Source organism: Agromyces sp. G08B096, assembly GCF_040267705.1.
GTDB lineage: Bacteria > Actinomycetota > Actinomycetes > Actinomycetales > Microbacteriaceae > Agromyces.
The window spans coordinates 1,418,601-1,444,470 of record NZ_CP158374.1; the positions used below are offsets into that span (position 1 = coordinate 1,418,601).

At 72.8% G+C, this 25,870-nt stretch carries 21 protein-coding genes; 14 read left to right on the forward strand and 7 right to left on the reverse strand.

Going from position 1 to position 25,870, the window contains the following annotated elements; translation table 11 throughout:
* Positions 1-36 precede the first annotated feature (36 nt).
* From coaD to mutM, 8 genes are all read left to right on the forward strand, one after another.
* Positions 37-528 (forward strand): pantetheine-phosphate adenylyltransferase, encoded by a 492-nt coding sequence (gene coaD, locus ABIQ69_RS06905; RefSeq protein ID WP_350349631.1) that lies wholly within the window; start codon positions 37-39, stop codon positions 526-528.
* 38 nt (positions 529-566) lie between these two features.
* Positions 567-1,541 carry an AAA family ATPase gene (locus ABIQ69_RS06910; protein ID WP_350349978.1) on the forward strand — a complete coding sequence of 325 codons (975 nt, stop codon included), beginning with the start codon at positions 567-569 and terminating at the stop codon, positions 1,539-1,541.
* A gap of 61 nt (positions 1,542-1,602) precedes the next feature.
* On the forward strand, positions 1,603-2,931 hold the full coding sequence (locus ABIQ69_RS06915; RefSeq protein WP_350349632.1) for a DUF58 domain-containing protein: 1,329 nt from the start codon (positions 1,603-1,605) through the stop codon (positions 2,929-2,931).
* Positions 2,921-5,248 carry a DUF3488 and transglutaminase-like domain-containing protein gene (locus ABIQ69_RS06920; protein ID WP_350349633.1) on the forward strand — a complete coding sequence of 776 codons (2,328 nt, stop codon included), beginning with the start codon at positions 2,921-2,923 and terminating at the stop codon, positions 5,246-5,248. The genes ABIQ69_RS06915 and ABIQ69_RS06920 overlap by 11 nt, the downstream gene beginning before the upstream one ends.
* Before the next feature lie 74 nt (positions 5,249-5,322).
* Positions 5,323-5,820, forward strand: coding sequence for a DUF177 domain-containing protein (locus ABIQ69_RS06925; protein ID WP_350349979.1), 498 nt, complete (start codon positions 5,323-5,325; stop codon positions 5,818-5,820).
* A 9-nt stretch (positions 5,821-5,829) separates the two neighbouring features.
* Positions 5,830-6,033, forward strand: a complete 204-nt coding sequence (gene rpmF, locus ABIQ69_RS06930) for a 50S ribosomal protein L32 (RefSeq protein WP_022887809.1) — start codon at positions 5,830-5,832, stop codon at positions 6,031-6,033.
* A gap of 76 nt (positions 6,034-6,109) precedes the next feature.
* Complete coding sequence (rnc, locus tag ABIQ69_RS06935; protein ID WP_350349980.1) at positions 6,110-6,778, forward strand: ribonuclease III; 669 nt, start codon at positions 6,110-6,112, stop codon at positions 6,776-6,778.
* Position 6,779: 1 nt separating this feature from the next.
* Positions 6,780-7,721: a bifunctional DNA-formamidopyrimidine glycosylase/DNA-(apurinic or apyrimidinic site) lyase gene (gene mutM, locus ABIQ69_RS06940; RefSeq protein ID WP_350349634.1), complete on the forward strand. Its 942-nt coding sequence runs from the start codon at positions 6,780-6,782 to the stop codon at positions 7,719-7,721.
* On the opposite strand, the gene ABIQ69_RS06945 is transcribed toward mutM, so the two are convergent.
* Positions 7,696-8,805 carry a GNAT family N-acetyltransferase gene (locus ABIQ69_RS06945; protein ID WP_350349635.1) on the reverse strand — a complete coding sequence of 370 codons (1,110 nt, stop codon included), beginning with the start codon at positions 8,803-8,805 and terminating at the stop codon, positions 7,696-7,698. The two genes, mutM and ABIQ69_RS06945, sit on opposite strands and share 26 nt — an antisense overlap.
* Before the next feature lie 196 nt (positions 8,806-9,001).
* Between ABIQ69_RS06945 and smc the strand changes: the two genes are divergently transcribed.
* On the forward strand, positions 9,002-12,634 hold the full coding sequence (gene smc / locus ABIQ69_RS06950) for a chromosome segregation protein SMC (protein ID WP_350349636.1): 3,633 nt from the start codon (positions 9,002-9,004) through the stop codon (positions 12,632-12,634).
* A gap of 73 nt (positions 12,635-12,707) precedes the next feature.
* Here smc and ABIQ69_RS06955 read toward each other — a convergent pair whose 3' ends face one another.
* The gene (locus tag ABIQ69_RS06955; RefSeq protein WP_350349637.1) at positions 12,708-14,372 is read right to left on the reverse strand and encodes an alpha-amylase family protein; all 1,665 of its coding nucleotides are present in this window, start codon (positions 14,370-14,372) and stop codon (positions 12,708-12,710) included.
* Entirely contained in the window at positions 14,369-15,337 is a 969-nt protein-coding gene (locus ABIQ69_RS06960; RefSeq protein WP_350349638.1) for a TIGR03885 family FMN-dependent LLM class oxidoreductase, read from the reverse strand. The genes ABIQ69_RS06955 and ABIQ69_RS06960 overlap by 4 nt, the downstream gene beginning before the upstream one ends.
* A gap of 76 nt (positions 15,338-15,413) precedes the next feature.
* Between ABIQ69_RS06960 and ftsY the strand changes: the two genes are divergently transcribed.
* The 3 genes from ftsY (at position 15,414) to ffh (ending at position 18,449) form a co-directional block, all read left to right on the forward strand.
* Complete coding sequence (gene ftsY, locus ABIQ69_RS06965) at positions 15,414-16,289, forward strand: signal recognition particle-docking protein FtsY (RefSeq protein ID WP_350349639.1); 876 nt, start codon at positions 15,414-15,416, stop codon at positions 16,287-16,289.
* A 16-nt stretch (positions 16,290-16,305) separates the two neighbouring features.
* Positions 16,306-16,794, forward strand: coding sequence for a DUF2004 domain-containing protein (locus ABIQ69_RS06970; protein WP_350349640.1), 489 nt, complete (start codon positions 16,306-16,308; stop codon positions 16,792-16,794).
* 62 nt (positions 16,795-16,856) lie between these two features.
* Positions 16,857-18,449 carry a signal recognition particle protein gene (gene ffh / locus ABIQ69_RS06975; protein ID WP_350349641.1) on the forward strand — a complete coding sequence of 531 codons (1,593 nt, stop codon included), beginning with the start codon at positions 16,857-16,859 and terminating at the stop codon, positions 18,447-18,449.
* Here the strand turns inward: ffh and ABIQ69_RS06980 are convergent.
* The 3 genes from ABIQ69_RS06980 to ABIQ69_RS06990 are packed head-to-tail and all read right to left on the reverse strand — an operon-like array spanning position 18,446 to position 21,834.
* On the reverse strand, positions 18,446-19,078 hold the full coding sequence (locus ABIQ69_RS06980) for a DUF305 domain-containing protein (protein ID WP_350349642.1): 633 nt from the start codon (positions 19,076-19,078) through the stop codon (positions 18,446-18,448). The two genes, ffh and ABIQ69_RS06980, sit on opposite strands and share 4 nt — an antisense overlap.
* Complete coding sequence (locus ABIQ69_RS06985; RefSeq protein WP_350349643.1) at positions 19,075-21,024, reverse strand: hypothetical protein; 1,950 nt, start codon at positions 21,022-21,024, stop codon at positions 19,075-19,077. Before ABIQ69_RS06985 ends, ABIQ69_RS06980 begins: the two co-directional genes overlap by 4 nt.
* Before the next feature lie 3 nt (positions 21,025-21,027).
* On the reverse strand, positions 21,028-21,834 hold the full coding sequence (locus ABIQ69_RS06990; RefSeq protein WP_350349644.1) for a fused MFS/spermidine synthase: 807 nt from the start codon (positions 21,832-21,834) through the stop codon (positions 21,028-21,030).
* A 127-nt stretch (positions 21,835-21,961) separates the two neighbouring features.
* Here ABIQ69_RS06990 and ABIQ69_RS06995 point away from each other — a divergent pair, with 127 nt between their 5' ends.
* A complete protein-coding gene (locus tag ABIQ69_RS06995; RefSeq protein WP_350349645.1) occupies positions 21,962-22,975 on the forward strand; it encodes a GNAT family N-acetyltransferase in 1,014 nt (337 codons plus the stop codon).
* Positions 22,976-23,068: 93 nt separating this feature from the next.
* Complete coding sequence (locus ABIQ69_RS07000; RefSeq protein ID WP_350349646.1) at positions 23,069-24,502, forward strand: GH1 family beta-glucosidase; 1,434 nt, start codon at positions 23,069-23,071, stop codon at positions 24,500-24,502.
* Positions 24,503-24,546: 44 nt separating this feature from the next.
* On the opposite strand, the gene ABIQ69_RS07005 is transcribed toward ABIQ69_RS07000, so the two are convergent.
* Complete coding sequence (locus ABIQ69_RS07005) at positions 24,547-25,695, reverse strand: glutamate--cysteine ligase (RefSeq protein WP_350349647.1); 1,149 nt, start codon at positions 25,693-25,695, stop codon at positions 24,547-24,549.
* Positions 25,696-25,870: the final 175 nt, after the last annotated feature.

Below are 25,870 nucleotides of genomic sequence, written 5' to 3' on the forward strand. Positions count from 1 at the left end.
CTTCCGGCGGCCACGCCGGGCAGTACGCTGGGACGCATGCAGCGGATCGCCGTCGTCCCCGGCTCGTTCGACCCCGTCACCCGGGGCCATCTCGATGTGATCGAGCGTGCCGCCGGTCTCTACGACGAGCTCCACGTCGTCGTCGTGCACAACCCCGACAAGCAGGCCCTGCTACCCATCGCGCAGCGCGTGGCGCTCATCGAGCAGTCGATCGCCGATGCGGGCATCGCGGGCCGCATCGTCGTCGCGTCCTGGAGCATGGGGCTCCTCGTCGACTACTGCACCGACGTCGGCGCCACGGTGCTCGTGAAGGGCATCCGGTCGCAGGTCGACGTCGCGTACGAGACGCCCATGGCGATCGTGAACCGGCACCTCGCGGGCGTCGAAACCGTCTTCCTCCTGCCCGACCCGGCGAACGCGCACGTCTCCAGCTCGCTCGTCCGGCAGGTCGCCGCACTCGGCGGCGACGTCGCCCCCTACGTCCCGGTCGCCGTGGCCGACTACCTCGCGGGGGCGATGACGCCGTGAGCGAGGCGGCCGCCGTCGCGCAGGTCGATGCGCCAGTCATGCCGATCGACGACGTCGGCGCGCGCGCGGCCCGCATCGTGCAGAACGTCGAGACGGTCATCAGCGGCAAGCGCGAGGCCGTCACCTCGGCGCTCACCGTGCTCCTCGCCGAAGGCCACCTGCTCATCGAAGACGTGCCGGGCGTCGGCAAGACGATGCTCGCGAAGGCGCTCGCGCGGTCGGTCGACTGCACGGTGAGCCGCATCCAGTTCACGCCCGACCTGCTGCCGAGCGACGTGACGGGCGTCTCGGTGTTCGACCAGGCGAGCCGCCGGTTCGAGTTCAAGCCGGGCCCCGTGTTCGCGAACCTCGTCATCGGCGACGAGATCAACCGGGCGAGCCCGAAGACCCAGTCGGCCCTCCTCGAATGCATGGAGGAGAAGCAGGTCACGGCCGACGGCGAGACCTACCGGCTGGAGGACCCGTTCACCGTCGTGGCGACGCAGAACCCGGTCGAGATGGAGGGCACCTACCCGCTGCCCGAGGCGCAGCGCGACCGGTTCATGGCGCGCATCTCGATGGGCTATCCCGCGGCCGGCGATGAGCTGTCGATGCTCTCGACGCGCGAGACGTCGAGCCCGCTCGACGCGATCGGCGCCGTCGTCACGCTCGACGAGCTCCGCGAGATGATCCGTGCGGTGCACCGGGTGTTCACGTCGCAGCCGGTGAAGGAGTACGCGGTCGAGCTGGCCCGAGCCACGCGCGGCGACCGGCAGCTTCGTCTCGGCGCGAGCCCCCGGGCGACGCTGCAGCTGGTCCGCGCCGCGAAGGCGCACGCGGCCATGCACGGCCGCGACTTCGTGCTGCCCGACGACATCGACGCGCTCGCGGCGCCGGTGCTCGGCCACCGCCTCGTGCCGACGAGCCGGGCGCTCGGCGCGCACGACCGCGACAGCGGGCCTCTCGTCGACGCGATCGTGCGCCGCATCGTCGCCGACACCGCCGTCCCGGTCGGCAGTACGCGGAGGGAATGAGCGGATGCCCCGCGCCCGTGCCCGACGTGCCGCGGCCCTGCCGAGGCTCACCCGGCGCGGGATGGCACTGCTCGTCGTGGGCGTGGTGCTGCTCGCGATCACGCTGTGGTTCGACCTCCGCGATGTGATGCTGCTGGCGTTCATCGCCATCGCGGTGCCGCTCGTGGCGCTCGTCTTCGTCGGCTTCGGCGCGCCGCGACTCGGGGTGCAGCGCACGTTCGCCCCGCCCGTCGTGCGCGCGGGCGGCGCGACACGGGTCTCGCTCACGGTGCAGAACCGCTCGAAGCGCGCGCTCGACGGCGCGAGCTGGCGGGACTCCGCGCCCGCGGGGCTCACCACGCCCGGCGAGGCGGTGCTGCCCGCGCTCGGCGCCTGGGAGCACGTGCTGCCGCGCGGCGACGACACGGCACGCCTCGAGTACCGCCTGCACACGGTGCAGCGCGGCGTGTTCGACGTCGGTCCGTTGCGCGTGACGACGACCGACCCGTTCGGCCTGGCCTGCGTGACCCGGCCGGTGGGCACGGCGCACGAGCTCATCGTGACGCCGGCGGTCACGCCGCTCGACCCGGTCATCGGCACGGCGGCCGCGGTCGACGGCGTGCTGCACGGCCTCCAGCGGCGCACGCACCCGAACTCCGACGAGTTCATCGCCCGGGAGTACCGGCACGGCGACCCGCTCCGGCGGGTGCACTGGCCCGCGACCGCGCGGCGCGGTGAGCTGATGGTCCGCGACGAGGAGCAGCGCGGCGACCCCGAGGCGCGGCTCATCCTCGACACGACGCTCTCCGGCCGCTCCGACCGTGCCGTCGCCCGCTTCGGCGACGACCCCCGCCACTTCGGGTTCGAGCTCGCGGTCGAGATCGCGGCATCCATCGGTGTTCACCTGCTGGAGCGCGGATTCCGGCTCCGCGGCGACCGCCTCGACGACCCGGCGCGAGGGCCGCTGTCGGATGCCGCACCCGACGGCTATCGAATGCCGGGCGGCGACCGGATCCTGCTCGAGGATCTCGCCCGGCTCGAGAGCCCGGTGGGTCATCGGACCGCGCCGGCGGCGGACGCGGCGCCGCCGACTGCGGGCGGCACCGACGCGCGGATGCCCGGGTACGCCGTCCTCGTCGACCCCGACCTCGCGGAGGCGCAGCACCTGGTCGCGCTGCGGCCCTCGCTCTCACCCGCCGTGGCGTTCGTAGTGCCGGGCGTGTCCCAGCGCATCGTCGACGTGCTCGAGGAGGCCGACTGGCACGTCCTCGTCGTGCGGCGTGCGTCCGACCTGCCCGATGCCTGGGCGCGCTCGGGCAGCGCCCGCCACGCGGAGACCGGTCCGGAGCGCACGAGGGCCCGAACCGGCCTCGCCGCCTTGGGCTTCGACGGAGGCGCCGATGCGCCCTGACCTGCCGCCGCTGTCGATCGGTGCCCGCGCGCTCCTCGCGGGTGCGACCTTCGTCCTGCTGCTCGCGGCGACGTCCGCGCTCGGCTCCCTCGTCGATGGCGCCGGCTGGTGGTGGCTGTGCGGTTTCATCACCGCGGGCGTGCTCGGCGCGGGACTCGGGCTGCGCGCCCTCCGCACGCCGGCCGGGCTCGTCCCGGTGCTCCAGTCGGCCGTGCTCGTGATCCTCCTCACGCTCGTCTTCGGCGGGTCGACGAGCTTCGCGCTCATCGTGCCGACCGCGGACACCGTCGAACGGTTCGCGACGCTGATGGCCGGGGCGGAGCGCACGATCCAGCAGCAGTCCGTCCCCGCGATCCCCGTCCCGCCGCTCCTGTTCGCCCTGGCCGTCGGCGTCGGCGTCCTCGCGATCGCCGCCGACGTCCTCGTCCAGCTCGTCCGCCGGCCCGCGCTCGCCGCCATCCCGGTGCTGGTCCCGGTCTTCATCCCGGGATTCATCCTCGAAGACGGCGCAGAGGTCATCGTGCTGCTCTTCACCGCGGCCGCGTTCCTCGTGCTGCTCCGGCTGGACGTGCGGGTGCGGCGCCGCGCCGAGCTGGCCCATCCCGACACGGGTGAGGATGCCGCGGTCGTGGTCGCGCCGCGCCGGGCACCGCTCGCCTCGACGATCGGCGCCACGGTCGGTGTTGCTGGCATCGGTCTGGTCGCAGCGGCCGTGCTCACTGCATCGACCCCGAGCATCTCGCAGAGCCTCCTGCTCGGCAGCCAGAGCACCGGCACGCTCTTCTCGCGCGGCGTGAGCCCGTTCATCGACCTCGGGCGCGATCTCCGGCGACCCGATGCGGTACCGGCGTTCAGCTACACCGCCCGCGACGGCGACCGGCCGTATTTCACACTCCTCACGCTCGATCGCTTCGAGGGGGAGGTCTGGGGTGCCACGGATCGCGCCGTCGACGGTGACAACACGGTCGATCGGATGCCCCGCCCCATCGGCCTCGACCAGGCCGTCGAGACGGCGGAGCATCCGATCGACGTCGTGATCGAGGAACTGCGCACGACCTGGCTGCCCGTGCCGTATCCGACGGCGTCGATCGAGCGGCTCGACGGATCGTGGTTCTGGGAGCGCGAGTCGCTGACGGTCCGGAGCGTGGACGCGAGCACCGAAGGGCAGCGGTACCGGGCGAACCGCCTGGTCGCGACCCCGACGGCCGAGCAGCTGCGATCGTCCGACCTGCTGCCCTCCGACGCCCTGTCGCAGTACCGGGCGCTGCCCGAGGACCGTCCGGCGGTGATCGCGGAGACCGCGGCGGCCGTGGCCGGCTCGGCGGCCACGCCGTACGACGCGGCGGTGGCGATCCAGGAGTTCCTGCGCGGCGAGGACTTCTCGTACTCGGTTGACGCCCCGGTCGAGGAGGGGTACGACGGCGGCGGATTCGACGTCATCGCGAGCTTCCTCGAGGTGGGCGAGGGCTACTGCGTGCACTTCGCTTCGACGATGGCGGTGCTCGCCCGCGAGGTCGGCATCCCTTCGCGGATCTCGATCGGGTACGTCGCGGGGTCGCCGACCGACGAGCGGATCGACAACCTGTCCGTGGTGCAGGTCGACAGCCACGACCTGCACGCCTGGCCCGAGCTCTTCTTCGCCGGGGTGGGCTGGGTGGCCTTCGAGCCGACGCCCGGCCGCGGCGTGGTGCCCTCCTACACCCGGCCCGATGCGGCGCAGGGGCCGACCTCGCCGCTGCCGTCGGGCTCCGCGGCGCCGCAGACCGGCCGGCCCGAACTCGACCCCGACCGCGGACTGTCGGCCGGAGCCGTCGGTGCGACCTCGACCGCCGGGGAGGTGTGGCTCCGGGTGGGCGCGCTCGGCGTGCTCGCCCTCCTCGTGGTGCTCGCGCCCGCCGCGCTGCGCCTCGGTCAGCGCTGGTCCAGGCGGCGCCGCGCGAGGCACGGGCCGGGGCGCGCGCAGGCGGCGTGGGACGAGATCCGCGCGACGGCGCGAGACCTCGGCGCGGGCGGTGCCGAGACGGAGACGCCCCGCGCGTTCGCCGCACACGTCGCGATCCGGCCGGCCTTCGACGGGGATGCGGGTGCCGCGCTCGCGGAGCTGCGGAACGCCGTCGAACGCGAGCGCTACGGTCCGCCGGCCGAGGCCGATCCTGCTCGCCTCACGGCGGACGAGATCCGCGACGCGGTGCACGACGTGAGGAAGGCGCTCGCCGCGGATGCCCCGCCCGCGGTGCGCCTGCGCGCCGTGTTCCTGCCGGCGTCGCTCCTCGGTCCGGTGCGGCTGCGCGGGCGGGGGTCGCCCGCCGGCGCGTAGAATCGTCGATCGTGGCCACCCCAGTTCAGCCGTTCCGCTTCAGCGTCCGCGACCTCGTCAACCGTCCGGGAGAGATGCGCGAGGAGCGTGTGACGCTCGCCGCGCCCGAAGCCATGGGCGAAGGCCTGGTCGCCGTGCGCGTCGGCAGCGAGCTCGACATCGACGTCCGTTTGGAGTCCGTGCACGAGGGCATTCTCGCGACCGCGGAGATCGACGCGGTCGCCGAGGGGGAGTGCGGTCGGTGCCTCATCGACATCGCCCTGCCGGTCGAAGTCGAGTTCCAGGAGCTTTTCGCGTATCATTCTGGGGAAGCTTTCGAGTATGAGGTTCAAGACGACCACGTGGATCTTGAACCGCTCATCCGAGATGCGGTGGTGCTGTCACTGCCCTTCCAGCCGGTGTGCCGGCCTGATTGCCCGGGTCTCGACCCAGAGACCGGGCTGCGTCTGGCCGATCATCCGGAACTCGTCACCCCTGAGCATTCCGACCCGAGGTGGGCCGCGCTCGCGGGGTTCCAGGCTTCCGAAGACGAGGGCGCGGATGCAGCATCCGACGCCGACGAGAGAGATTGAGAGAGAGTCATGGCTGTTCCCAAGCGGAAGAAGTCACGCGCCAACACCCACGCGCGCCGTTCGCAGTGGAAGGCCGAGGTCCCCACGCTGGTGAAGACCGTCGAGAACGGCAAGGTCACCTACAGCCTCCCGCACCGTGCGAAGGTCGTCGAGGACTCGGCGGGCACCCCGCTGTTCCTCGAGTACAAGGGTCGCAAGGTCGCCGACGTCTAGTCGGCCCGACTCGATCGAACGACCGGTCGTGACGCGGACGGAACATGCCGGGTCGGGATCTCGCACGCTCGACGAGCTGCAGCGCACGCTGCAGGTCGAGCTCGACCCCGACCTGCTGCTGCTCGCCCTCACGCACCGGTCGTTCGCGTACGAGAACGGCGGCATCCCGACCAACGAGCGCCTCGAGTTCCTCGGCGACTCCATCCTCGGCCAGGCCGTCACCGTCCGGCTGTTCCGCGATCATCCCGACCTCGACGAGGGCGAGCTGGCCAAGCGCCGCGCGAGCCTCGTCTCGAGTGCGGCGCTCGCGGAGGTGGGCCGCGCCATCGGTCTGGGGCCGTTCATCCGGCTCGGCCGGGGCGAGACGCTCACGGGCGGTGCCGACAAGCCGTCGATCCTCGCCGACACGGTCGAGGCGATCATCGGCGCCGTGTACCTCGACCGGGGCGGTGACGAGGCGACGGACCTCGTGCTCCGGCTCGTCGGCCCGCTGATGGCCGATGTCGGCCGGTTCGGCGCGGCGATGGACCCGAAGACGAGCCTGCAGGAGATCGCGGCGAAGCTGAACGCCCCCGCGCCCGTGTACACGGTCACCGAGTCCGGACCCGACCACAACAAGCATTTCGTCGCGACGGTGTCGGTCGGCGACCTGGTCGTGGCGTCCGGCGACGGTTCGAGCAAGAAGCAGGCCGAGATGGCCGCGGCGCTCGAGGCCTGGACCGAGCTCAGCGCGGCGAAGCGCTGACGTGCCCGAGCTGCCCGAGGTCGAGGTCGTCCGCGCCGGCCTCGCTCCTGCCGTCACCGGCGCTCGCGTGGCCGCGGTCGATGTGCTCGACGCGCGGTCGCTGAAACGCCACGACGCGGCATCCGGTGCGTTCGAGGCACTCGTCACGGGTGCCACGATCGAGGCTGCCGTCCGTCGTGGCAAGTTCCTCTGGCTGCCGATGCACACGGATGCCGCGCCCGGTCCGCGTGCGCTCGTCGGCCATCTCGGGATGAGCGGGCAGCTGCTGCTCCGCACCCCCGATCATCCCGGCGACGACCGCCATGCCCGCATCCGGCTGCACCTCGAGCACCCCGAGCACGGCGAGCTGCGGGTCGACTTCGTCGACCAGCGCATCTTCGGCTCCATGGCGGTCGACCGCCTTGTGCCGACCGTCGACGGCGAGGTGGCGGGCTTCTCGGCTGGGGTCTCCGGCGACTGGGCGCGGAGCATCCCCACCCAGGTGTCGCATATCGCCCGCGACCCGCTCGATCCCGCGTTCGCCGAGGCGGCGTTCCTCGACGCGTTCGCACGGCGGGCGTCCGGCGTGAAGCGGGCCCTGCTCGACCAGGGACTCGTGAGCGGCATCGGCAACATCTACGCCGACGAGGCGCTGTGGTCGGCGCGCCTGCATCCCGAGCAGCCGGCCGCGTCCGTCTCGCGCCGACGCGCCGGCGAGCTGCTCGCCGCCGGCCGCGAGGTGCTGCAGAAGGCCCTCGCCGAGGGCGGCACGAGCTTCGACGCGCAGTACGTGAACGTCAACGGGGCATCCGGCTACTTCGCGCACTCGCTGAACGCGTACGGGCGCACCGGCCGGCCGTGCCCGCGCTGCGGCACGCCGATCGTGCGCGAGCCGTTCATGAACCGCTCGTCGCACCGCTGCCCGCGGTGCCAGCGCCTCAGGATGCGTCGCGCGGCCCGCTGAGCGTCCGCTGCCAGGCCGACTCGATCGCGATGGGCTCGAAGCCGAGCGCGAGGTTGATGGCGAGCATGTGGGCGTTCTCGTCGGCGTTCCAGGTGACGACCCGTACGCGCGACGGATCGGCGTCGATGAGCGCCAGGAGGTTCGCGAGCTTCATCCGGAGGCCGAGCCCGTGGCCGCGATGCGCCGCGAGCACGAGGGTGTCGTCCTGGTAGGCGACCGCCTTCCGCGGCGCCAGCGTCAGCTGCGTGTACCCGGCCACATCGCCGGCGGCGTCGACGGCCGCCGTAATGACGGCGGTGCGGCCGGCGGCGCGCTGCTCCGCCTCCGCGGCGCGGATGCGCTCCGCGTCCCACTGCTCCGGCTCGAACGAGATGCCGCCGCTCGGGGCATCCACCGACATGCGCTCACGGGCGCGGGCGAGCGCGTCGATGAGGTCGTCGGGCGTGCGGTCGAGCCAGGTGCGCAGCCGGTAGCCCGGCGAGGATGCCTCCTGACGCGCGAGCCGCTCGCGGAACTCGGCCGCCCGGCCGGAGACCGGCATCGCGCTGACCCGATCGAGCTGACCGAGGACGTACCCGTGCGCGATGGCGAAGCGTGCGGCGGGATCGTCGGCCGGGATGCTCGCCTCGCCCTGCGGCGCGCGGAGCCGGCCGGCCGAGGCGGCGACGGCGGGCGGGCCTGGCTCGATCCGGTGGTCGGCGAGGAGGGCGAGCGCGGTGCGGCCCTCGGCCCGGAGGGCGGCCTCCAGTGCGGCGAGCAGGCTCCTGCCGATGCCCTCCCGGCGACGATCGCGCCGCACGCCGAGCGTCGCCGAGAACGCGACGGTGGCACCAGGGTCGAGCTCCCAGAACACGCTCGCGACGCCCACCAGGTGGTCGCCTTCCCACGCGCCGAATGCCCGCCGTGCCGTGTAGCGCTGGTCGCCGTAGAAGACGAGCAGCTCGTCTGCGCCGTAGCTCAGCTCGGCGTCGCCGTAGACCTCGACCTCGAGGGCCTCCGCGAGCGCCGCGAACGCCTCGAACTCGGCCGACTCGGGGGTGCCGAGCCGCTCTGGCACGGGGATCGGGCGGATCACGCCGTCCATGGGGCATCCTCTCGTCCGGATCGTGCAGCGCTGCTGGCCGTCGCAGGCCGTCAGGGCAGCCGGCCAGCATATCCAGCGCCGCGCGGCGACGGCAACCGCGGATCAGCCCGGAGGCGGCGCGGGGGAGCGGAAGCGGGCGTCCGCTCCGGTACGCTCGTGCGAGGCATCCGCACCGCCCAGCCGCACCCGGGGGACCATGTACCTGAAGAGCCTGACGCTGAAGGGCTTCAAGTCCTTCGCCCAGCCGACGACGTTCGCGTTCGAGCCGGGCGTCACGTGCATCGTCGGCCCGAACGGGTCGGGCAAGTCCAACGTCGTCGACGCGCTCGCGTGGGTCATGGGCGAGCAGGGGGCGAAGTCGCTGCGCGGCGGCAAGATGGAGGACGTCATCTTCGCCGGCACGTCCACGCGCGGCCCGCTCGGCCGCGCCGAGGTGAGCCTCACCATCGACAACTCCGACGGCGCGCTGCCCATCGAGTACAGCGAGGTCACGATCTCGCGCACGCTCTTCCGCAACGGCACGAGCGAGTACGCGATCAACGGCGAGCAGTGCCGCCTCCTCGACGTGCAGGAGCTGCTCAGCGATTCCGGCCTCGGCCGCGAGATGCACGTCATCGTCGGCCAGGGGCAGCTCGACGCGGTCCTCCGTGCGACACCCGAGGAACGACGCGGCTTCATCGAGGAGGCCGCGGGCATCCTGAAGCACCGCCGGCGCAAGGAGAAGACGCTCCGCAAGCTCGACGCCATGCAGGCGAACCTGACCCGCCTCTCCGACCTCGCCGGCGAGATCCGGCGCCAGCTGAAGCCCCTCGGACGCCAGGCCGAGGTCGCCCGCGAGGCCGCCACCATCCAGGCCGTCGTGCGCGACGCCAGAGCGCGGCTCCTCGCCGACGAGGTCGTCGGGCTGAAGCGCGCCCTCGACGAGCACGGCCGCAGCGAGCAGGAACGGCACGCGCAACGGCTCGTGCTGCAGGCCGAGCTCGAACAGCACCAGGCGAAGGTCGAACGGCTCGAGCAGGCGCAGCTCGGCGACGGCGTCGACGACGCGAGAAGCACGGCCTTCGCCCTCGAAGCCGCGCAGGAGAAGCTCCGGGCACTCGACCAGCTGGCCCGCCAGCGGATCGCCCTGCTCGGCGCCGACGCCCGCGAGCCCGAGGCGACGCCGACCGTCACCAGGCAGGGCATCGAAGCCGCGACCGCCGAGCTCGAGACGCTCGGCGAAGCGATCGGGCAGGCGCAGGCCGAGCTCGATGCCGCGACCGCCGCGACCGCCGCCGCACGGGCCGAGCTCGACCGGGTCGACGAGCAGGTCGCCGCGCAGGCCGCAGCGGTCTCGGCGTACGACCTCCGGATCTCCAAGCTCACCGGGCAGGCCGACGCCGCCGCCGGCAAGCTCGCCGCCGTCCGCGGAGAGGTGCTGCGGCACCGCAACGCGCTCGACGCGTCGGCCGAACGGCGGGAGCGCGCGGCCGCCGAGCTCGCCCGCATCGAAGCCGAGGCCGACCAGGCCGAGGCGGCCGACACCGACCTCGACGAGGCATACGAGCTCGCGCAGGCGCGCGTCTTCGAGGCGGAGGCCGAGATCGAGCGCATCCGCGAAGGGCTGCACGAGCGCGAACGCGAACGCGATGCCCTCGCCGCCCGCATCGCCGCGCTGTCGCTCGCGCTCGACCAGCGCGACGGCTCGGCCGCGGTCGCGGCCTCGGGCCTGGCCGGCGTGCGAGGCCTGCTCGCCGAGCGCATGCACGTGGAGCCGGGCTACGAGGCGGCCGTCGCCGCCGCGCTCGGCTCGCTCGCCGACGCGGTGCTCGTCGACGACCCCGAAGCGGCGTTCGCCGCCCTCGCCCATGCGGAGGAGGGCGACCTCGGCCGCGTCGCGCTCGCAATCGCCGAGCCCGCCGCCGCCCGTCAGGACCCGATCGCGGTCGACGGGCTCGTCGCCGCGGCATCCGTCGTCCAGGCGCCGCCCGGTGTGCTGGCCCTCCTCGGCGAGGTGCTCGTCGCCGACGACCTCGGCGCGGCGCGAGCCGCCGTGCCCGCGATCGCGGCGCTGGAACGTCCTGCGACGGTGATCACACGCGACGGCACCGTCGTCGGCCGCTACGTCGTCCGCGGCGGCACCGGACGGACGCAGAGCCGCATCGAGCTCATCGCCGAGCGCGACCGCGCCGCGGCCCGCCGCGACGAGGTCGCCGCGCAGCTCGAGCGCGACCGGTTCGAGCTCGCCGAGCAGCGCGAGGCCCATGCGCACGCGAAGGAGCAGGCCAAGCTCGCACTCACGGCGCTCCGCGAGTACGACGCACAGCTTGCCCAGCGCACCGAACGGCTGAACCGGGCCAGGGTGCAGGCCGAGGCCGCCGAGTCCGAGGCCGAGCGACTGCAGGACGCGCTCGTCAAGGCCGACGAGCGCGTCGCCGAGGCCGAGCAGGTCGCCGAGGCGGCGAAGGCGGAGCTGGCCGCGGCGCGCGAGCTGCCCCGGCCCGTCCTCGACGCCACCGTGCGGGATGCCGCGCTCGCCGCACTCGAACGCGCCCGCGAGGGCGAGGTCGAGCACCGGCTCCGGCTGGAGACGGCCCGGGAGCGCGTGCGGGCCGAGCAGCAGCGCATCCAGGCGATGCAGCGCCGGTTCGAGGCGGAGCAGCAGGCTGCAGCGGATGCCGCCCGCCGGGCCGTCATCCGGCGCGCACAGCTGGCTGCGGCGACGCGGGTCGCCGAGGCGCTGCCCGTCATGCTCGCGTCCGTCGACCGCTCGGTGTCCGAGGCGAGGGTGGCGCTCGCCCGCGCCGAGGCCGACCGGGCGAGCCGCAACGAGGAACTCGTGCGGGTCCGTCGCGACGAGGCCGCCGCACGAGAGCGGCTGCACTCGGTGACCGAGGACGTGCACGGGCTCGAGCTGCGCATCTACGAGAAGAAGCTGCACCTGTCGGGCCTGCTCGAGCGCGCCGAGTCCGAGCTCGGGCTCGCCGAGGACGTGCTCGTCGCCGAGTACGGGCCCGACCAGCTCGTGCCCGACGACGTGCTCGGGGCATCCGCCGCCGGCCATGCCGGCCCGGTCGACGCGGCCGGCCCGGTCGACGACGAGGCCGAAGCAGGCGACGAAGCCGGCGGCGAGCGCGACGCGCTCTCGGCCTCCGCCGCCGACGAGGCACCCGCCGGGCGCCCGTTCGTGCGCGACGAGCAGCAGCGACGACTCGCCCAGGCCGAGCGCAAGCTCGCCCAGCTCGGCCGGGTCAACCCGCTCGCCCTCGAGGAGTTCGCGGCGCTCGAGCAGCGGCACAAGTTCCTCACCGAGCAGCTGACCGACCTCACGAACACCCGCCGCGATCTCATCACGATCATCGAGGAGATCGACGGCAAGATGGAGTCGATCTTCCGGTCGGCGTTCGAGGACACCCGCGAGGCGTTCGGCGAGGTCTTCCCCATCCTCTTCCCGGGCGGCGCAGGCAGCATCGCGCTCACCGATCCCGACGACCTCCTGACGACCGGCATCGAGGTGAGCGTGAAGCCCGCCGGCAAGAAGATCGAACGGCTCTCACTGCTCTCGGGCGGGGAGCGGTCGCTCGCCGCCGTCGCGCTGCTGCTCGCGATCTTCAAGGCCCGGCCGAGCCCGTTCTACATCATGGACGAGGTCGAGGCCGCCCTCGACGACGCGAACCTCGGCCGGCTGCTCACGACGTTCGAGGGCCTCCGCGAGTCGAGCCAGCTCATCGTCATCACCCACCAGAAGCGCACCATGGAGATCGCCGACGCCCTCTACGGCGTCTCGATGCGTCAGGACGGCGTCTCGGCCGTCGTCGGTCAGCGCGTCCGCGAGGAACGCGCGAGCTGACCCGCTGTTCGCGAGGAACGCGCGAGCTGACGCCCGCGCCGAGGCGACGCCGTGCGTCGCCTCGGCGCGGCCGTCACGTCAGCCGGCGGTCCGCCGAGTCGACGACCCGGAACCACCGGTAGCCGTACGCGCCGAGCTCCACCGCTGCCCGTCCGCTGTCGTCGATCGGCACCACCGTCTCGGCGAGGAGGTCCGAGAGCCTGGCCTCCTCGGCCACCTCTCCGAGCGAGAGCCCGACGGTGACCGGGCGCGGCGCGAAGTTGTGCAGCGCGATGAAGCTGCCGAAGTCGGTGCTCATCCGGTGGGCCAGCACGGAGCGCTGGTCCTGGTCGAGCACCTCGAACGCACCCCAGCCGATCTCCGGCGAACTCCGGAACCGGTGGGCGAAGCTGCGGATGCGCGAGAGCAGCGAGCCCTCGTCGTGCAGCTGCGCCTCCACGTTCACGTGCTCGGGTGCGTACCCGTCGGTCGGCGGCTTCGCGACGAGCTTGCGCGCCGGCGCCCGCGAGAACCCGCCGTTGCGTTCGGAGGACCACTGCATCGGCCCGCGGACGGTCATCCGGCCGCCGAGCTCGCGGTTCTCGCCCATGCCGATCTCCTCGCCGTAGAACAGCACCGGCGTGCCGGGCAGCGAGAAGAGCAGGCTGTACATCAGCTCGATCCGGCGCGGATCCCCCTCGACCATCGGGGGGAGCCGGCGGGCGATGCCGCGGCCGTACACCCGCATCCACTCCTCGGGCGCGAGCGCGTCGAACACCTCGGTGCGCTCCTCGTCGCTCAGCTGGTCGAGCGTCAGCTCGTCGTGATTGCGCACGAAGTTCGCCCACTGCGCCTCGACCCGCACCTCTGGCCGCGAGGCGAGCGTCTCGGCGAGCGGGGTGGCGTCCTCGCGGACGAGCGACAGGTACATGCGCTGCATCGCCGGGAAATCGAACTGCATGGTGAGCTCGGCCGGGCGGTCGGGGTGCCCGAAGAAGTCCAGCTGCCCTTCGTACGGCAGGTTCACCTCGCCCAGCAGGATCGCCTCGCTCGAACGCCGCTGCAGGAACCGCCGGAGGTCGCGGAGGAACTCGTGCGGGTCGCCGATGTCGACCCCCTCGGGCGGCTCGATCAGGAACGGCACGGCGTCGACCCGGAACCCGGAGACGCCGAGTTCGAGCCAGAACCCCATGGTCTTCGCGATCTCATCGCGGACCTCGGGGTTCGCGATGTTCAGGTCGGGCTGGTGCCGGTAGAACGAGTGCAGGTAGTACTGGTCGGTGCGCTCGTCGTACTCCCACACGCTCTGCTCCTCGCCGGGGAACACGAGCTGCTGCTTCCCCTTCGGCGGGCGGTCGCGCCACACGTAGAAGTCGCGGAACTTCGAGTCGCGGCTGCGCCTGGCCTCCCGGAACCACGGATGCCGGTCGGACGTGTGGTTCATCACGAAGTCGATGATCACGCGCATGCCGCGATCCCTCGCCATGCGCATGAACTCCACGAAGTCGCCGAAGGTGCCCACGCGCGGGTCGATCGCCTGGAAGTCCGTGATGTCGTACCCGTCGTCGCGCCGCGGCGACGGCTGGAAGGGCATGAGCCAGAGGCACGACACGCCGAGCTCGGCGAGGTGGTCGAGCCGGTGCCCGAGCCCCTCGAAGTCGCCGATGCCGTCGTCGTTCCAGTCGAGGTACTTCTCGACGTCGAGGCAGTAGACCACCGCCGTCTTCCACCAGAGGTCGCCGCGGGCTGTGATCTTCATCGGGCCGCCCCGGTGAGCTCGGGCAGCACGCGCTCGCCGAAGACGTCGAGGTAGGCCGCTTGGTCGGTGCCGACGTGGTGGAGGAAGATCCGGTCGGCACCCGCCTCGACGAGCTCGAGCAGCTTGCCGAGGTGCTCTGCCGGGTCGGCGGAGATCTGCACCGCGCGGGTGAGGTCCTCCGGGGAGGCATCCGCGGTCTTCGCGTCGAACTCCTCGGGGAACGCGAGATCCCAGCTCTCCGGCGGTTGCACGAGCCCGTTCCGCCACTGATCGTGCGCGATCGCGAGCGCCTCCTCTCGGGTGGGCGCCCAGCTGAGGTGCACCTGCACCGCGAGCGGGCCTCGGCCGCCGGCCTCGCGGTAGGCGTCGAAGACGCGGCGGAGGGCGGCCCGGTCCTGGTCGACGGTGATGAGGCCGTCGGCCCAGCCGGCGGCCTCCCTGGCCGTCTCCTCGCCGACCGCGGCAGCGACGAGCGGGGGCGGCACCTCGGGCAGGCTCCACACGCGCGCCCGGTCGAGGCGGATCCGCCCGTCGTGGCTCACCTCCTCGCCGCGGAGGAGCCGCCGCGTCACGTCGACGACCTCGAGCAGCCTCGCGTCGCGCTCCTCCTTCGGCGGCCACGGGTCGCCCGTCACGTGCTCGTTCATCGCCTCGCCGCTGCCGAGCGCCGCCCAGAACCGGCCGGGGAACATCGACTCGAGGGTCGCGATCGCCTGCGCGATGACGGCAGGGTGGTACCGCTGCCCGGGCGCGGTGACCACGCCGAAGGGCAGGCGGGTGGCCTGCAGGGCGGCACCGAGCCACGTCCAGGCATGCCCCGACTCGCCTTGGCGGACCCCCCAGGGGGCGAGATGATCGCTGCACATCGCCGCCTGGAAGCCCACCTCCTCGGCGCGCTGCACGTCGTGCAGGAGGCGTTGGGGGGAGATCTGCTCGTGCGAGGCATGGAAGCCGACGACGGTCATGGGACTCCTTTCCGTCCGGCTCCGACGATTCCGGGAGCGCGGAATCCGGGCAACCCCTTGCACGTAGGCTGGACGCATGGCAGAACGCGCATCCTGGTCGCTCGGTTCCGCCCTTCGGGGCATCTTCGGCGCGAAGACGATCGACGAGGACACGTGGGACGACCTCGAGGCGGCCCTCATCACCGCCGACTTCGGCCCGGCCGTCACCGAGGAGATCGTCGAGCGGATCCGCGCGCAGGTCGAGCGGTACAAGACCACCGATCCGCGCGACGTCCAGCGGATGCTCCGCGAGGTCGTCGAGGAGCGCCTCGCGAAGTACGACCCGACGCTGAAGCTCACCGAGCGGCCCGCCGTCGTCCTCGTCGTCGGCGTGAACGGCGTGGGCAAGACCACCACGATCGGCAAGTTCGCGAGGTTCCTGCGCACGTACGACCGCTCGGTCGTCGTCGGCGCCGCCGACACGTTCCGTGCCGCCGCGGTCGACCAGCTCGCCACCTGGGCCGAGCGGGCGGGCGTCGGGATCGTCCGGCCGGAGCGCGAAGGGCAGGACCCGGCCTCCGTCGCCTTCCAGACCGTCGAGCAGGCCAAGCGCGACGGCACCGAGATCGTCATCATCGACACCGCGGGGCGCCTGCACACCAAGGGCGGGCTCATGGACGAGCTCGGCAAGATCAAGCGCGTCGTCGAGAAGCAGGCGCCGATCAGCGAGGTGCTGCTCGTGCTCGACGCGACGACCGGCCAGAACGGGCTCGCGCAGGCCGAGGCGTTCATCGAGCACGGCGGGGTCACCGGTCTCGTGCTCACCAAGCTCGACGGCAGCGCGAAGGGCGGGTTCGTGCTCGCCGTGCAGGAGAAGACCGGCCTGCCGATCAAGCTCATCGGCCAGGGCGAGGGCATCGGCGACCTCACCGGCTTCACACCGCACGTCTTCGCGCAGAAGCTCGTCGGATAGACCCAGGGAGCGGAACATGGCGATCGAACACGACTACTTCGGCCTCGTCGGCGACTACTGGTCGGAGCGCAAGGAGTACGGCGACCAAGACGTCGAGGTGGTCCTCGACGCCGACGGCGACGGCGTCTCGATGGCGGCGCTCGACGCGGCCGCGACGATGGTGGGCGAGCTGGAGCTCATCGACGACGAGCTCCGCTCGGCGTTCGTCACCCAGCTCGACTCCGCCTCCTCGCCCGTGGTGCGCTTCCTCGACGTGCTGCTCGACCCCGACCTCGAGCAGGCCGACGAGGTCGACGCCGCGATCGGCCGAGAGTCCGGCGATCGGCAGATCGACGCGCTCCGCTCGATGAGCCTCGTCCGGGTCGATCTCCGACCCGACGCCGACGAACCGGGCGACGCGTTCGCGGAGTTCGAGTTCGCGCTCGCACCGGAGGACACCGACGAGCGGCTCATCGCCGCGATCGACGTCGAACGCGAGATCGTCGACGTCCGCTTCGAGGGCTGACCGGGCGTTCCGGGCGGCCGGCGACGTCGGGGCATCCGGCCTCGCCTAGAATCGAAGGCACCATGGCTACCTTCGGCACCCTCTCCGACCGTCTCGCCGAGACGTTCAAGCACCTCCGCACCAAGGGCAAGCTCTCCGCGGCCGATGTCGACGGCACCGTCCGCGAGATCCGCCGCGCGCTGCTCGACGCGGACGTCTCGCTCGACGTCGTCAAGCAGTTCACCGCCACGGTGCGCGAGCGCGCGCTCGGCGACGAGGTGAACAAGGCCCTGAACCCCGCGCAGCAGGTCGTGCAGATCGTCAACGAGGAGCTCGTCGGCATCCTCGGCGGGCAGCAGCGCCGCCTGCAGTTCGCGAAGACGCCGCCGACGGTGATCATGCTCGCCGGCCTGCAGGGTGCGGGCAAGACGACGCTCGCGGGCAAGCTCGCGAAGCACCTCGTGAAGGAGGGCCACACGCCGCTCCTCGTCGCGAGCGACCTGCAGCGTCCCAACGCGGTGAACCAGCTCCAGGTCGTGGGCGGTCAGGCCGGGGTGCCGGTGTACGCGCCCGAGCCCGGCAACGGCGTCGGAGACCCCGTGAAGGTCGCGAAGGACGGCGTGGAGCAGGCCCGCCGCGCGCAGCACGACGTGGTCATCATCGACACCGCCGGCCGTCTCGGCGTCGACGCCGAGCTGATGAAGCAGGCCGCGAACATCCGCAAGGCCACGAATCCCGACGAGGTCCTGTTCGTCATCGACGCCATGATCGGTCAAGACGCGGTCGCCACCGCGAAGGCCTTCCAGGACGGCGTCGACTTCACCGGCGTAGTGCTCTCCAAGCTCGACGGCGACGCCCGAGGCGGTGCCGCGCTGTCGGTCGCCTCCGTGACGGGCCGGCCCATCATCTTCGCGTCCACGGGCGAAGGCCTCGACGACTTCGAGCCGTTCCACCCCGACCGCATGGCGAGCCGCATCCTCGACCTCGGCGACATCCTCACCCTCATCGAGCAGGCGCAGCAGGCCTTCGACGAGGAGGAGGCGCTGAAGGTCGCCGAGAAGCTCGCGAAGGAGCAGTTCACCCTCGAGGACTTCCTGCAGCAGATGCAGCAGCTGCGGGGCGCCGGCTCGATCAAGAAGATGCTCGGGATGCTTCCCGGCGCGGGCGGGCTCCGTCAGCAGCTCGACCAGTTCGACGAGAAGGAGATCGTGCGCACCGAGGCGATCATCCAGTCGATGACGCCCGCGGAGCGGCGGAACCCGAAGCTGCTGAACGGCTCGCGCCGGCTGCGCATCGCCAAGGGCTCCGGCATGACCGTGACCGACGTGAACCAGCTCGTGCAGCGCTTCGAGCAGGCCGCGAAGATGATGAAGACCGTCGCGCGCGGCGGGGTGCCGCAGATCCCGGGCATGGGCCCGATCCCGGGCGCCGGGTTCGGCGGCGGCGGCGGAGCTTCCGCGCGCAAGGCGAAGGGCAAGAAGAAGTCGGGCGGCTCGCGCTCGGGCAACCCCGCGAAGCGCGCCGCGGAGAACGCGGCGATCGCATCGGGTGCTCCCGCGGCGACCGGGGCGGCGCCGTCGGGCGCCGGGTTCGGCCTGGGGGGTGCGGCGAAGGGCGGGCAGGGTGGCCCGAGCGAGGAAGAGCTCGCCGCGCTGCAGAAGCTGCTCGGCCGCTAACCGGCCGGCGCTCCGGCTGCGTCGAGACGCGCGGCGAGTTCACGTAGGCGGTCGATCTCGATCGCCTGCGCCGACGCGATCGTGCGCGCCCACCGGGTGACCGCCGCGTCGCCGGATGCCTCGAGCCGTTCCTCGCACATGACGACGGCGCCCTCATGGTGGCTGACCATGAGGTCGACGAAGAGCCGGTCGAACTCCGCGCCCTCGGCATCGCGGGCCCGGTCCATGGCCTCCGCGGAGATCTCGCCCGGCATCGCACCGTCAGCGTGTGCGTCGGGTCCGGCAGCTCCCCGCCGCTCGAGCCAGCCGCGGAGGGCGGACGCCTCGGCCGCCTGCGCCTCGGCGATCCGGGCGGCGGCCGCGATCACCTCCGCATCTGCGGCCCGGTCGACGGCGAGTCCGGCGAGCGCCACGGCCTGATCGTGGTGCTCGGCCATGCCCGCGACCCATTCCGCGTCGGCCGCGCTCGTCGACGGGTCGACGGCGCCGGCTCGGTCGGATGCCGCGGGGCCCCGCCCATCAGCGGCGACGGTGCAGCCGGCCGCGCCCATCCCGAACCCGAGGGCGAGCCCCGTCGCGAGCACCAGCGACCCGAGTCGGGCGGGCCGCGCGGTCGTCGACCGGTTCACGAGACCGGGCCCTCCGGCCGCCCGCGCCGGAGCGCCCGCCGGCGGAGCACCGCGACTGCGGCCCCGCCCGCCACGGCGGCGACCATCGCCGTGAGCCCGGCGACGAGCCATCCGTTCAGATCGCCGCCCTCGGGGCGCGCCGCGGGTGCGGCCGACGGCGACGGTGCGGCCACCTCGACGGTGGCGAGGGCGAGGCGGTCACTCGTCCGGTCGCCGCGCGCCACGAGGTCGTAGCCGCCCGCGGTCAGCGGGCCCGGCAGGGTGACGGGCGTGGACGGCAGCGAACCGTCGGCCGCGGCCGTCGCCGTCGCCAGCACCCGGGCGCCGGGCATCCACCAGACGTCGACCGTCTCGCCCGCGTCGAGGGATCCGGGCGGGAGGGACACCGCCACCGTCGCCGTCGTCCCCTCGGGTACGGCGGCGGGCTCGACCGACAGACGCGGGAGCGCGGCGCGCTCCGCCTCCGCGGCCGGCAGCACCGGAGCCTCCCGCCAGACCCACGTGTACGTCGGCTGGGACTGCGGGTTCAGCTCGCCGGGGTCGTATCGAGCGGCATCGGCGAACAGCGGATCCGTGAGTCGGATCACCTCGAGACCGTCGTACATGTCGCTCGCGTAGAGGTAGCCGTCGTAGTAGTACACCGACCAGATGCCGGCCGTGTAGTCCATGGCGTACCCGTACGTCGGCCGGTCGAAGAAGGTCAGCTCGGTCGGCGCGGCCGGATCGCTGAAGTCGATCACCGACACGCCGCCTTCGAGCCAGGCCTGCGCGACGATGAACCGCCCCGGCACCGGGATCAGGCCGCCCGAGTGCGACACGCACTTCTCGAGGTCCGACTGCACGCGGGGGATCTTGAACGTCGCGCGACGCTCGAGGGCGCCGCCCGTGAGGCTCCAGAGGGCGTCAGCCCCGCGGTCGGCGCCGAAGGCGGGGGAGCAGGTGTTGATGAAGCCGTCGCCGAGCTCGTCCTGGAACACGACCGCCGTCGCGTCGTTGTCGAAGATGCCCGAGTGCCAGAACGCGACCGCGGGATCCCGCACCTGCTGCAGCACGACCGGGTGCAGCGGGTCGGCGATGGAGAGCAGCAGCCCGTCGCCACGGCAGGCGGCGACCGCCAGCCCTTTCGCCGGGTAGGCGGTGATGTCGTGGCATCCCGTCGTGCTGCGGGTCTCCGCGCCGCCCGGCACCCGGTCGCCCGGGCCGAACGCGCTGCGCCCGTCGAAGAGATCCAGCTCCCCGACGACGGCGGCGTCGTCGGGCGCGTCGAGCGGCACCCGGACGATCTGCAGCGGGTTGCGTCCGGTGCAGTGCAGGGATGCCCCCCGGCTGTAGGCGCTCACATAGACGAGCACGCTCGACGGGTCGGCGGGGTCGGGCACGACGGTGTGGGTGTGCGAGCCGCACCGGGTGCGCACGGCGGCCGCGTATCGCGGGGCGGCCGGATCGGTGAGGTCGAAGATCCGCAAGCCCTCCCAGTTCTCCTCGGTCTCCGGCACGCGGACCGCATCGCACGCGTCGCTCGACATCGTCTCGTCGATCGAGACGATGACCACCCGGCCGACGGCGCTCACGTCGCCCTGCCCGCCCGCGCACGGCACGGTCGCCCGCAGCTCGGGGTTCCCCGGGTCCGCGATGTCCCACACCGAGAAGCCCGCGAAGTTGCCCTGCACCAGGTGGTCGCCCGTGAACGCGAGATCGGAGTTGATGAAGTCGGGATCGTCGCCCTGCCGGAACGGGTTGTCCCGGTGGGCGACCCACTCCAGGCCGGGGCCGATCGCGGGGTCGCGGGGCTCCGCTGCGGCGGCGCTCCTGCCGGTCCCGGCGCCGGCCCCGAAGGCGGCCACGGCGAGCGTCGACGCCAGTGCCCCGAGCGCCGCCACGGCGCGCCATCGGCGCCCGGTCGCACCGGCGCCCCGCCGGCCCGACCGCGCCGCCGCGTGCGGCATGGGTCAGTCCGCGACCTCGTCGTGCCGCGGCGGCACATCGCCGGCGAACGCGGCCACCGTGTCGCCGGCGAGCACCTCGATGCGCCGCGGCGAACCGGCGAGGCGCGCCTCGAGCGCGGCCACCGGCGGCGTTTCGGGGGATGCCACGAGCACCACGTTGCCCGGGCCGCCGTCGAGCACGCCCTGGGCCGTGACGGCCACCACCTCGTCGCCCGCGACCGCCAGGGTCGCCGCCATCGCCCTCGGCGCGGCGAGGTCGAACCCCGCCAGGGTGTTGACGATGAGGAGCGCGTCGGGTGCGAGCAGGTCGCGGAGCGCGGAGAAGAACTCGACCGTGCCGACCGCGGGCGGTGCGACGTTGCCCGAGAAGACATCGACGATCGCCACGTCGTAGCCGCCGTCCCGGCGGGCGGCGCGGTCGACCGCCGCACGCGCGTCGTCGAACTCGACGGTCAGTTCGACGCCGTCGCGGAGGGGGAGCGCCTCCAGCACGAAGTCGAACAGCTCGGGCAGGAGCTCGACCACGTGCTGGTGCGAGCCCGGCCGGGTCGCGGCGATCCATCGCGGCACCGTCAGGGCGCCGGCGCCGAGGTGCAGCACCCGGAGCGGTGCATCGCCGGGCCGCCACGCGTCGATCACCGCGGCGATGCTGCGGACGTACTCGAGCTGCAGGTCGAGGGGATCGTCGGGGTTCACGTGCGACTGCGTGGTGCCGTCGATCACGAGGGAGTAGCCGCCGTTCGTCCCCCTGCCGGCCAGCAGCCTGGCCTGCACGGATTCCCCGTTGAGTTCGAGCCTCGCGTCGCCCATGCGACCACCATAGGCGGGGGATACCCGGTTCGGCTGCATCCGCTGGCTATCATGTGCCTCGAAGCGCCGCTTCGCGGGTGCAGGTGCCCTCCACCACGGCAGAGGGGGAGACGCGGTGGACACGGTGGTGACCGGAACGATCGCACCGGAATGGGACGAGCGCGTCCTGGCCGCCCACTCGGTCCCGCACTTCATGCAGAGCCGCGCCTGGGCGTCGATCAGGTCGGGCGGGCCGTGGCAGCCCGCGCCGCTCGATCTCGGCGCAGCCGACCGGCCGATGCCGGTGCTCGCCTTCACGCGCACCGTCGCCGGCGTCGGCGCGCTCCGTCACCTTCCGAGGATCAGCGGACTCGCCCCAGAGGACGTGCCCGGGCTCACCGCCGCGGTCGCGGCCTCCGCCGACGGGGCGTTCGCGACCAAGGTCGAGGTGTACCAGCCGCGCGATCGGGCGCTCGAGCAGGCGTTCCTCGACCAGGGGTGGAGGCCGACGCGGGCCTCGCAGTACCGGTACGCCGTCGTCGTCGACCTCGCCGACGGCCCCGAGGGGGCGCTCGCGCGGATGAAGAAGCGCGCCCGCGCGGAGATCCGCGTCGGCGAGCGCAACGGCGTCGTCGTCGACCGGGCCGACGTCGACGGTTCCGATGCCGAGGAGATGCTCGGGCTCGTCCGCGCGACCGAGGAACGATCGGGCGCGTTCTTCCGCTCCGACGACTACCTGCGGCGGGTGTGGGCGGGGTTCGCCGCCCACGGGCAGGGCGCGCTCTACCTCGCGCGCCACGACGGACGCGTGGTGTCGGGCGCGTTCGTCGTGACCTTCGGACGCAGCGCCTGGTACAAGGACGGCGGATCGCTCCGCGACGCGCCGCAGCTCATGGCGTCGCGGCTGCTGCACTGGAGGGTCATGCAGGATCTCGCCGCCGCCGGCATCGACCGGTACGACCTCGGACATGTGCCGCCGCCGGACACGGGGCATCCGGCCGGCCGCGGGCTGCTGATCTTCAAGGGCGCCTTCGCGCCCGACGTCACCGAGTACCTCCCGGCCTTCCTGCTGCCGCACACGCCGGCCGCCGAGGCCTGGCGCGCGGGCGAGGCCGCCTTCATCGCCGATCATCGCGAACGCACCGGCGACTACTGGTACTGAGGCGTCGAACGCTTACCGGGCGGTAAACACCCGGCGCGGACGACCCGCTACAGTGGGTCGTCGCACGACCGCGACGAATCCCTGGAGCTTCCCATGACGACCGGCACCCCCGACTACCGCGACTCGGGCCTCGAGTTCCCCGACGACTTCCTCTTCGGCTCGGCGACCGCGTCGTACCAGATCGAGGGCGCCGCCACCGAGGACGGTCGCGGCCCGTCCATCTGGGACACCTTCAGCCACACGCCCGGCAAGGTCTGGAACGGCGACACCGGCGACGTCGCCGACGACCACTACCACCGCTGGGAGTCCGACCTCGACCTGATGGTCGAACTCGGGCTGGAGGCGTACCGGTTCTCGATCGCGTGGCCGCGCATCCAGCCGACCGGCCGCGGCCCGGCCAACGAAGCGGGGCTCGCGTTCTACGAGCGGCTCGTCGACGGGCTCATCGCCCGAGGCATCCGCCCGATCGCGACGCTCTACCACTGGGACCTCCCGCAGGCGCTCGAGGACGAGGGCGGCTGGACCAACCGGGCGACCGCCGAGGCATTCGCCGACTACGCGCGGCTCGTGGGGGAACGCCTCGGCGACCGCATCGCCGTGTGGACCACCCTCAACGAGCCGTGGTGCAGCGCCTACCTCGGCTACGGCTCCGGCGCGCACGCCCCGGGCCTCATGGACGGCGCGAAGGCGCTCGCCGCGGTGCACCACCTGAACCTCGCCCACGGACTCGCCGTCGGGGCGCTCCGCGAGGTCGTGCCTGGCGACCCGAAGTTCTCGATCACGCTCAACCTGCACGTCATCCGGCCCTCCGGCCCGACGGGCGCCGAGGCCGCACGGCGCATCGACGGCCTCGCCAACCGGGTCTTCCTCGGCCCGCTCCTCGATGGCGAGTACCCCGCCGACGTCATCGCCGACACCGCAGAGGTCACCGACTGGTCGTTCGTGAAGCCGGGCGACACCGAGCTCATCCGCCAGCCGCTCGACGTGCTCGGCGTCAACTACTACTCCACGGTCACCGTGCGCATGTGGGACGGCCAGTCGCCGCGGGTGAACGCCGACGGCCACAAGGACATGGGCGGCACCGCCTGGCCCGGCTCCGAGTCGGTCGAGTTCCTCGAGCAGCCCGGGCCGTACACCGCGATGGGCTGGAACATCGACCCGTCGGGGCTCGAAGACCTCCTCGTCGCGCTGCACGAGTCCTACCCCTCGCTGCCGCTCATGGTGACCGAGAACGGCGCCGCCTTCGACGATGTCGTCACCGACGAGGCCGACGGCCCGGCCGTGCACGACGTCGAGCGCATCGACTACCTGCGCCGCCACTTCACCGCCGCGCACCGGGCGATGGCCCGCGGCGTCGACCTCCGCGGCTACCAGGTGTGGTCGCTGATGGACAACTTCGAGTGGGGCTACGGCTACTCCAAGCGCTTCGGCATCGTACGGGTCGACTACGACACGCTCGAGCGACTGCCGAAGGACTCCGCCCGCTGGTACGCCGAGCTCATCCGCACGCGCCGCATCCCCGGCTGACCGACCGCCCGAGTGCCGGGCCGGCCCGGCTTCCGGCCGGCCGCTCAGGCGGCGTCGATCGGCGCGCCCTCGCGGAGCTCCTCCGCGAGGTGCGAGACGACCCGGCGGAGGTCGCCGTCGGCGGCGTGCGCGACCGCGAGCTGGCGCTGGTAGCTCGCGCCGCGCTCCAGCATGAGCCGGACGGACTGCAGCTCGGGCCCGCAGCCGAGCCGCTCGGCCACCGGCACGAGCCGGGTCACGAGGTCGGCGACGTCCTCGCCCACGAGTCGCTCGGTGCCCGCGACATCCGTGATGATCTCGGCCTCCATGCCGTAGCGTGCCGCGCGCCACTTGTTCTCGCGCACATACCAGGGCTGCAGCACGGTCAGGGTGCGGCCCGCGTCGAGCTCGTCGCCCATCCACTCCACGAGGCACTGGATGAGCGCCGCGATCGCGGCCACCTCCGCCGCCGACGACACGCCGTCGCACACGCGCACCTCGAGCGTGCCCCATTTCGGCGACGGACGGATGTCCCACCTGACCTCGCTGTGGTCCTCGATGACGCCGGTGCGGACGAGGTCGTCGACATAGCGCTCGTAGGCCGCCCAGTCGGCGAGCGGGTACGGCAGCCCCGCGGTCGGCAGCTGCTGGAACATGAGCGCCCGGTTCGACGCGTACCCCGTCTCGACGCCCGCCCAGAACGGACTCGACGCCGACAGCGCCTGCAGGTGCGGCACGTAGGCCAGCAAACCGTCGAGGATCGGCAGGGCGCGGTCGCGGTCGTCGAGGCCGACGTGCACGTGGATGCCCCAGATCATCATGTTCCGGCCCCACCAGCGGGTGCGCTCGATGAGCTTGCGGTAGCGGGGCGTGTCGGAGAGCCGCTGGTCGTACCACTGGCTGTACGGGTGCGACCCGCTGCAGACGAGGTCGTAGTCGCCCAGCCGTTCCAGGACGGCGCGCACCCCGGCGAGCTGCCCCTCGAGATCCGCGACCGCGTCGGCGACCCGGTGATGGACGCCGCTCACGAGCTCCACGGTGTTCGTCAGCAGCTCGTGGGTGATGCTCGGGTGCGGCGACCCGTCGGGGGCTCGCAGCTCGTCGAGCACGCGATCGCCGACGGATGCCAGCTCGCCCGTCGCCCGGTCGACGATGGCGACCTCCCATTCGATGCCGACCGTCGAACGCTCCGACGACGCGAACTCGATCTGCATGCCCCGGGCCCCCCATCAGCTCGCGGCCCCGTGCCGCCCGCCCATCTTGGCACGCACCCGCGGGGCCGGGCGTTCGCGCCCGGGGCCGACGCGCAGGATTATCCTTGCGCGGGGAAATCTGCAAGAATGGTCAGTCGAGTTCTGCATCGCCCGACCCTCTATCCGGCCTGTGGAA

Bases quoted from the DNA above. Each gene is read 5' to 3' on its own strand.
- ABIQ69_RS06925 (WP_350349979.1), top strand. From the start codon at position 5,323: ATGCGCGAGGAGCGTGTGACGCTCGCCGCGCCCGAAGCCATGGGCGAA.
- ABIQ69_RS06910 (WP_350349978.1), top strand. From the start codon at position 567: ATGCCGATCGACGACGTCGGCGCGCGCGCGGCCCGCATCGTGCAGAAC.
- smc (WP_350349636.1), top strand. From the start codon at position 9,002: ATGTACCTGAAGAGCCTGACGCTGAAGGGCTTCAAGTCCTTCGCCCAG.
- ABIQ69_RS06915 (WP_350349632.1), top strand. From the start codon at position 1,603: ATGGCACTGCTCGTCGTGGGCGTGGTGCTGCTCGCGATCACGCTGTGG.
- coaD (WP_350349631.1), top strand. From the start codon at position 37: ATGCAGCGGATCGCCGTCGTCCCCGGCTCGTTCGACCCCGTCACCCGG.
- ABIQ69_RS07005 (WP_350349647.1), bottom strand. From the start codon at position 25,695: ATGCAGATCGAGTTCGCGTCGTCGGAGCGTTCGACGGTCGGCATCGAA.
- ABIQ69_RS06945 (WP_350349635.1), bottom strand. From the start codon at position 8,805: ATGGACGGCGTGATCCGCCCGATCCCCGTGCCAGAGCGGCTCGGCACC.
- ABIQ69_RS07000 (WP_350349646.1), top strand. From the start codon at position 23,069: ATGACGACCGGCACCCCCGACTACCGCGACTCGGGCCTCGAGTTCCCC.
- ABIQ69_RS06920 (WP_350349633.1), top strand. From the start codon at position 2,921: ATGCGCCCTGACCTGCCGCCGCTGTCGATCGGTGCCCGCGCGCTCCTC.
- ffh (WP_350349641.1), top strand. From the start codon at position 16,857: ATGGCTACCTTCGGCACCCTCTCCGACCGTCTCGCCGAGACGTTCAAG.
- ABIQ69_RS06985 (WP_350349643.1), bottom strand. From the start codon at position 21,024: ATGCCGCACGCGGCGGCGCGGTCGGGCCGGCGGGGCGCCGGTGCGACC.
- ftsY (WP_350349639.1), top strand. From the start codon at position 15,414: ATGGCAGAACGCGCATCCTGGTCGCTCGGTTCCGCCCTTCGGGGCATC.
- rpmF (WP_022887809.1), top strand. From the start codon at position 5,830: ATGGCTGTTCCCAAGCGGAAGAAGTCACGCGCCAACACCCACGCGCGC.
- ABIQ69_RS06990 (WP_350349644.1), bottom strand. From the start codon at position 21,834: ATGGGCGACGCGAGGCTCGAACTCAACGGGGAATCCGTGCAGGCCAGG.
- ABIQ69_RS06970 (WP_350349640.1), top strand. From the start codon at position 16,306: ATGGCGATCGAACACGACTACTTCGGCCTCGTCGGCGACTACTGGTCG.
- ABIQ69_RS06960 (WP_350349638.1), bottom strand. From the start codon at position 15,337: ATGACCGTCGTCGGCTTCCATGCCTCGCACGAGCAGATCTCCCCCCAA.
- ABIQ69_RS06955 (WP_350349637.1), bottom strand. From the start codon at position 14,372: ATGAAGATCACAGCCCGCGGCGACCTCTGGTGGAAGACGGCGGTGGTC.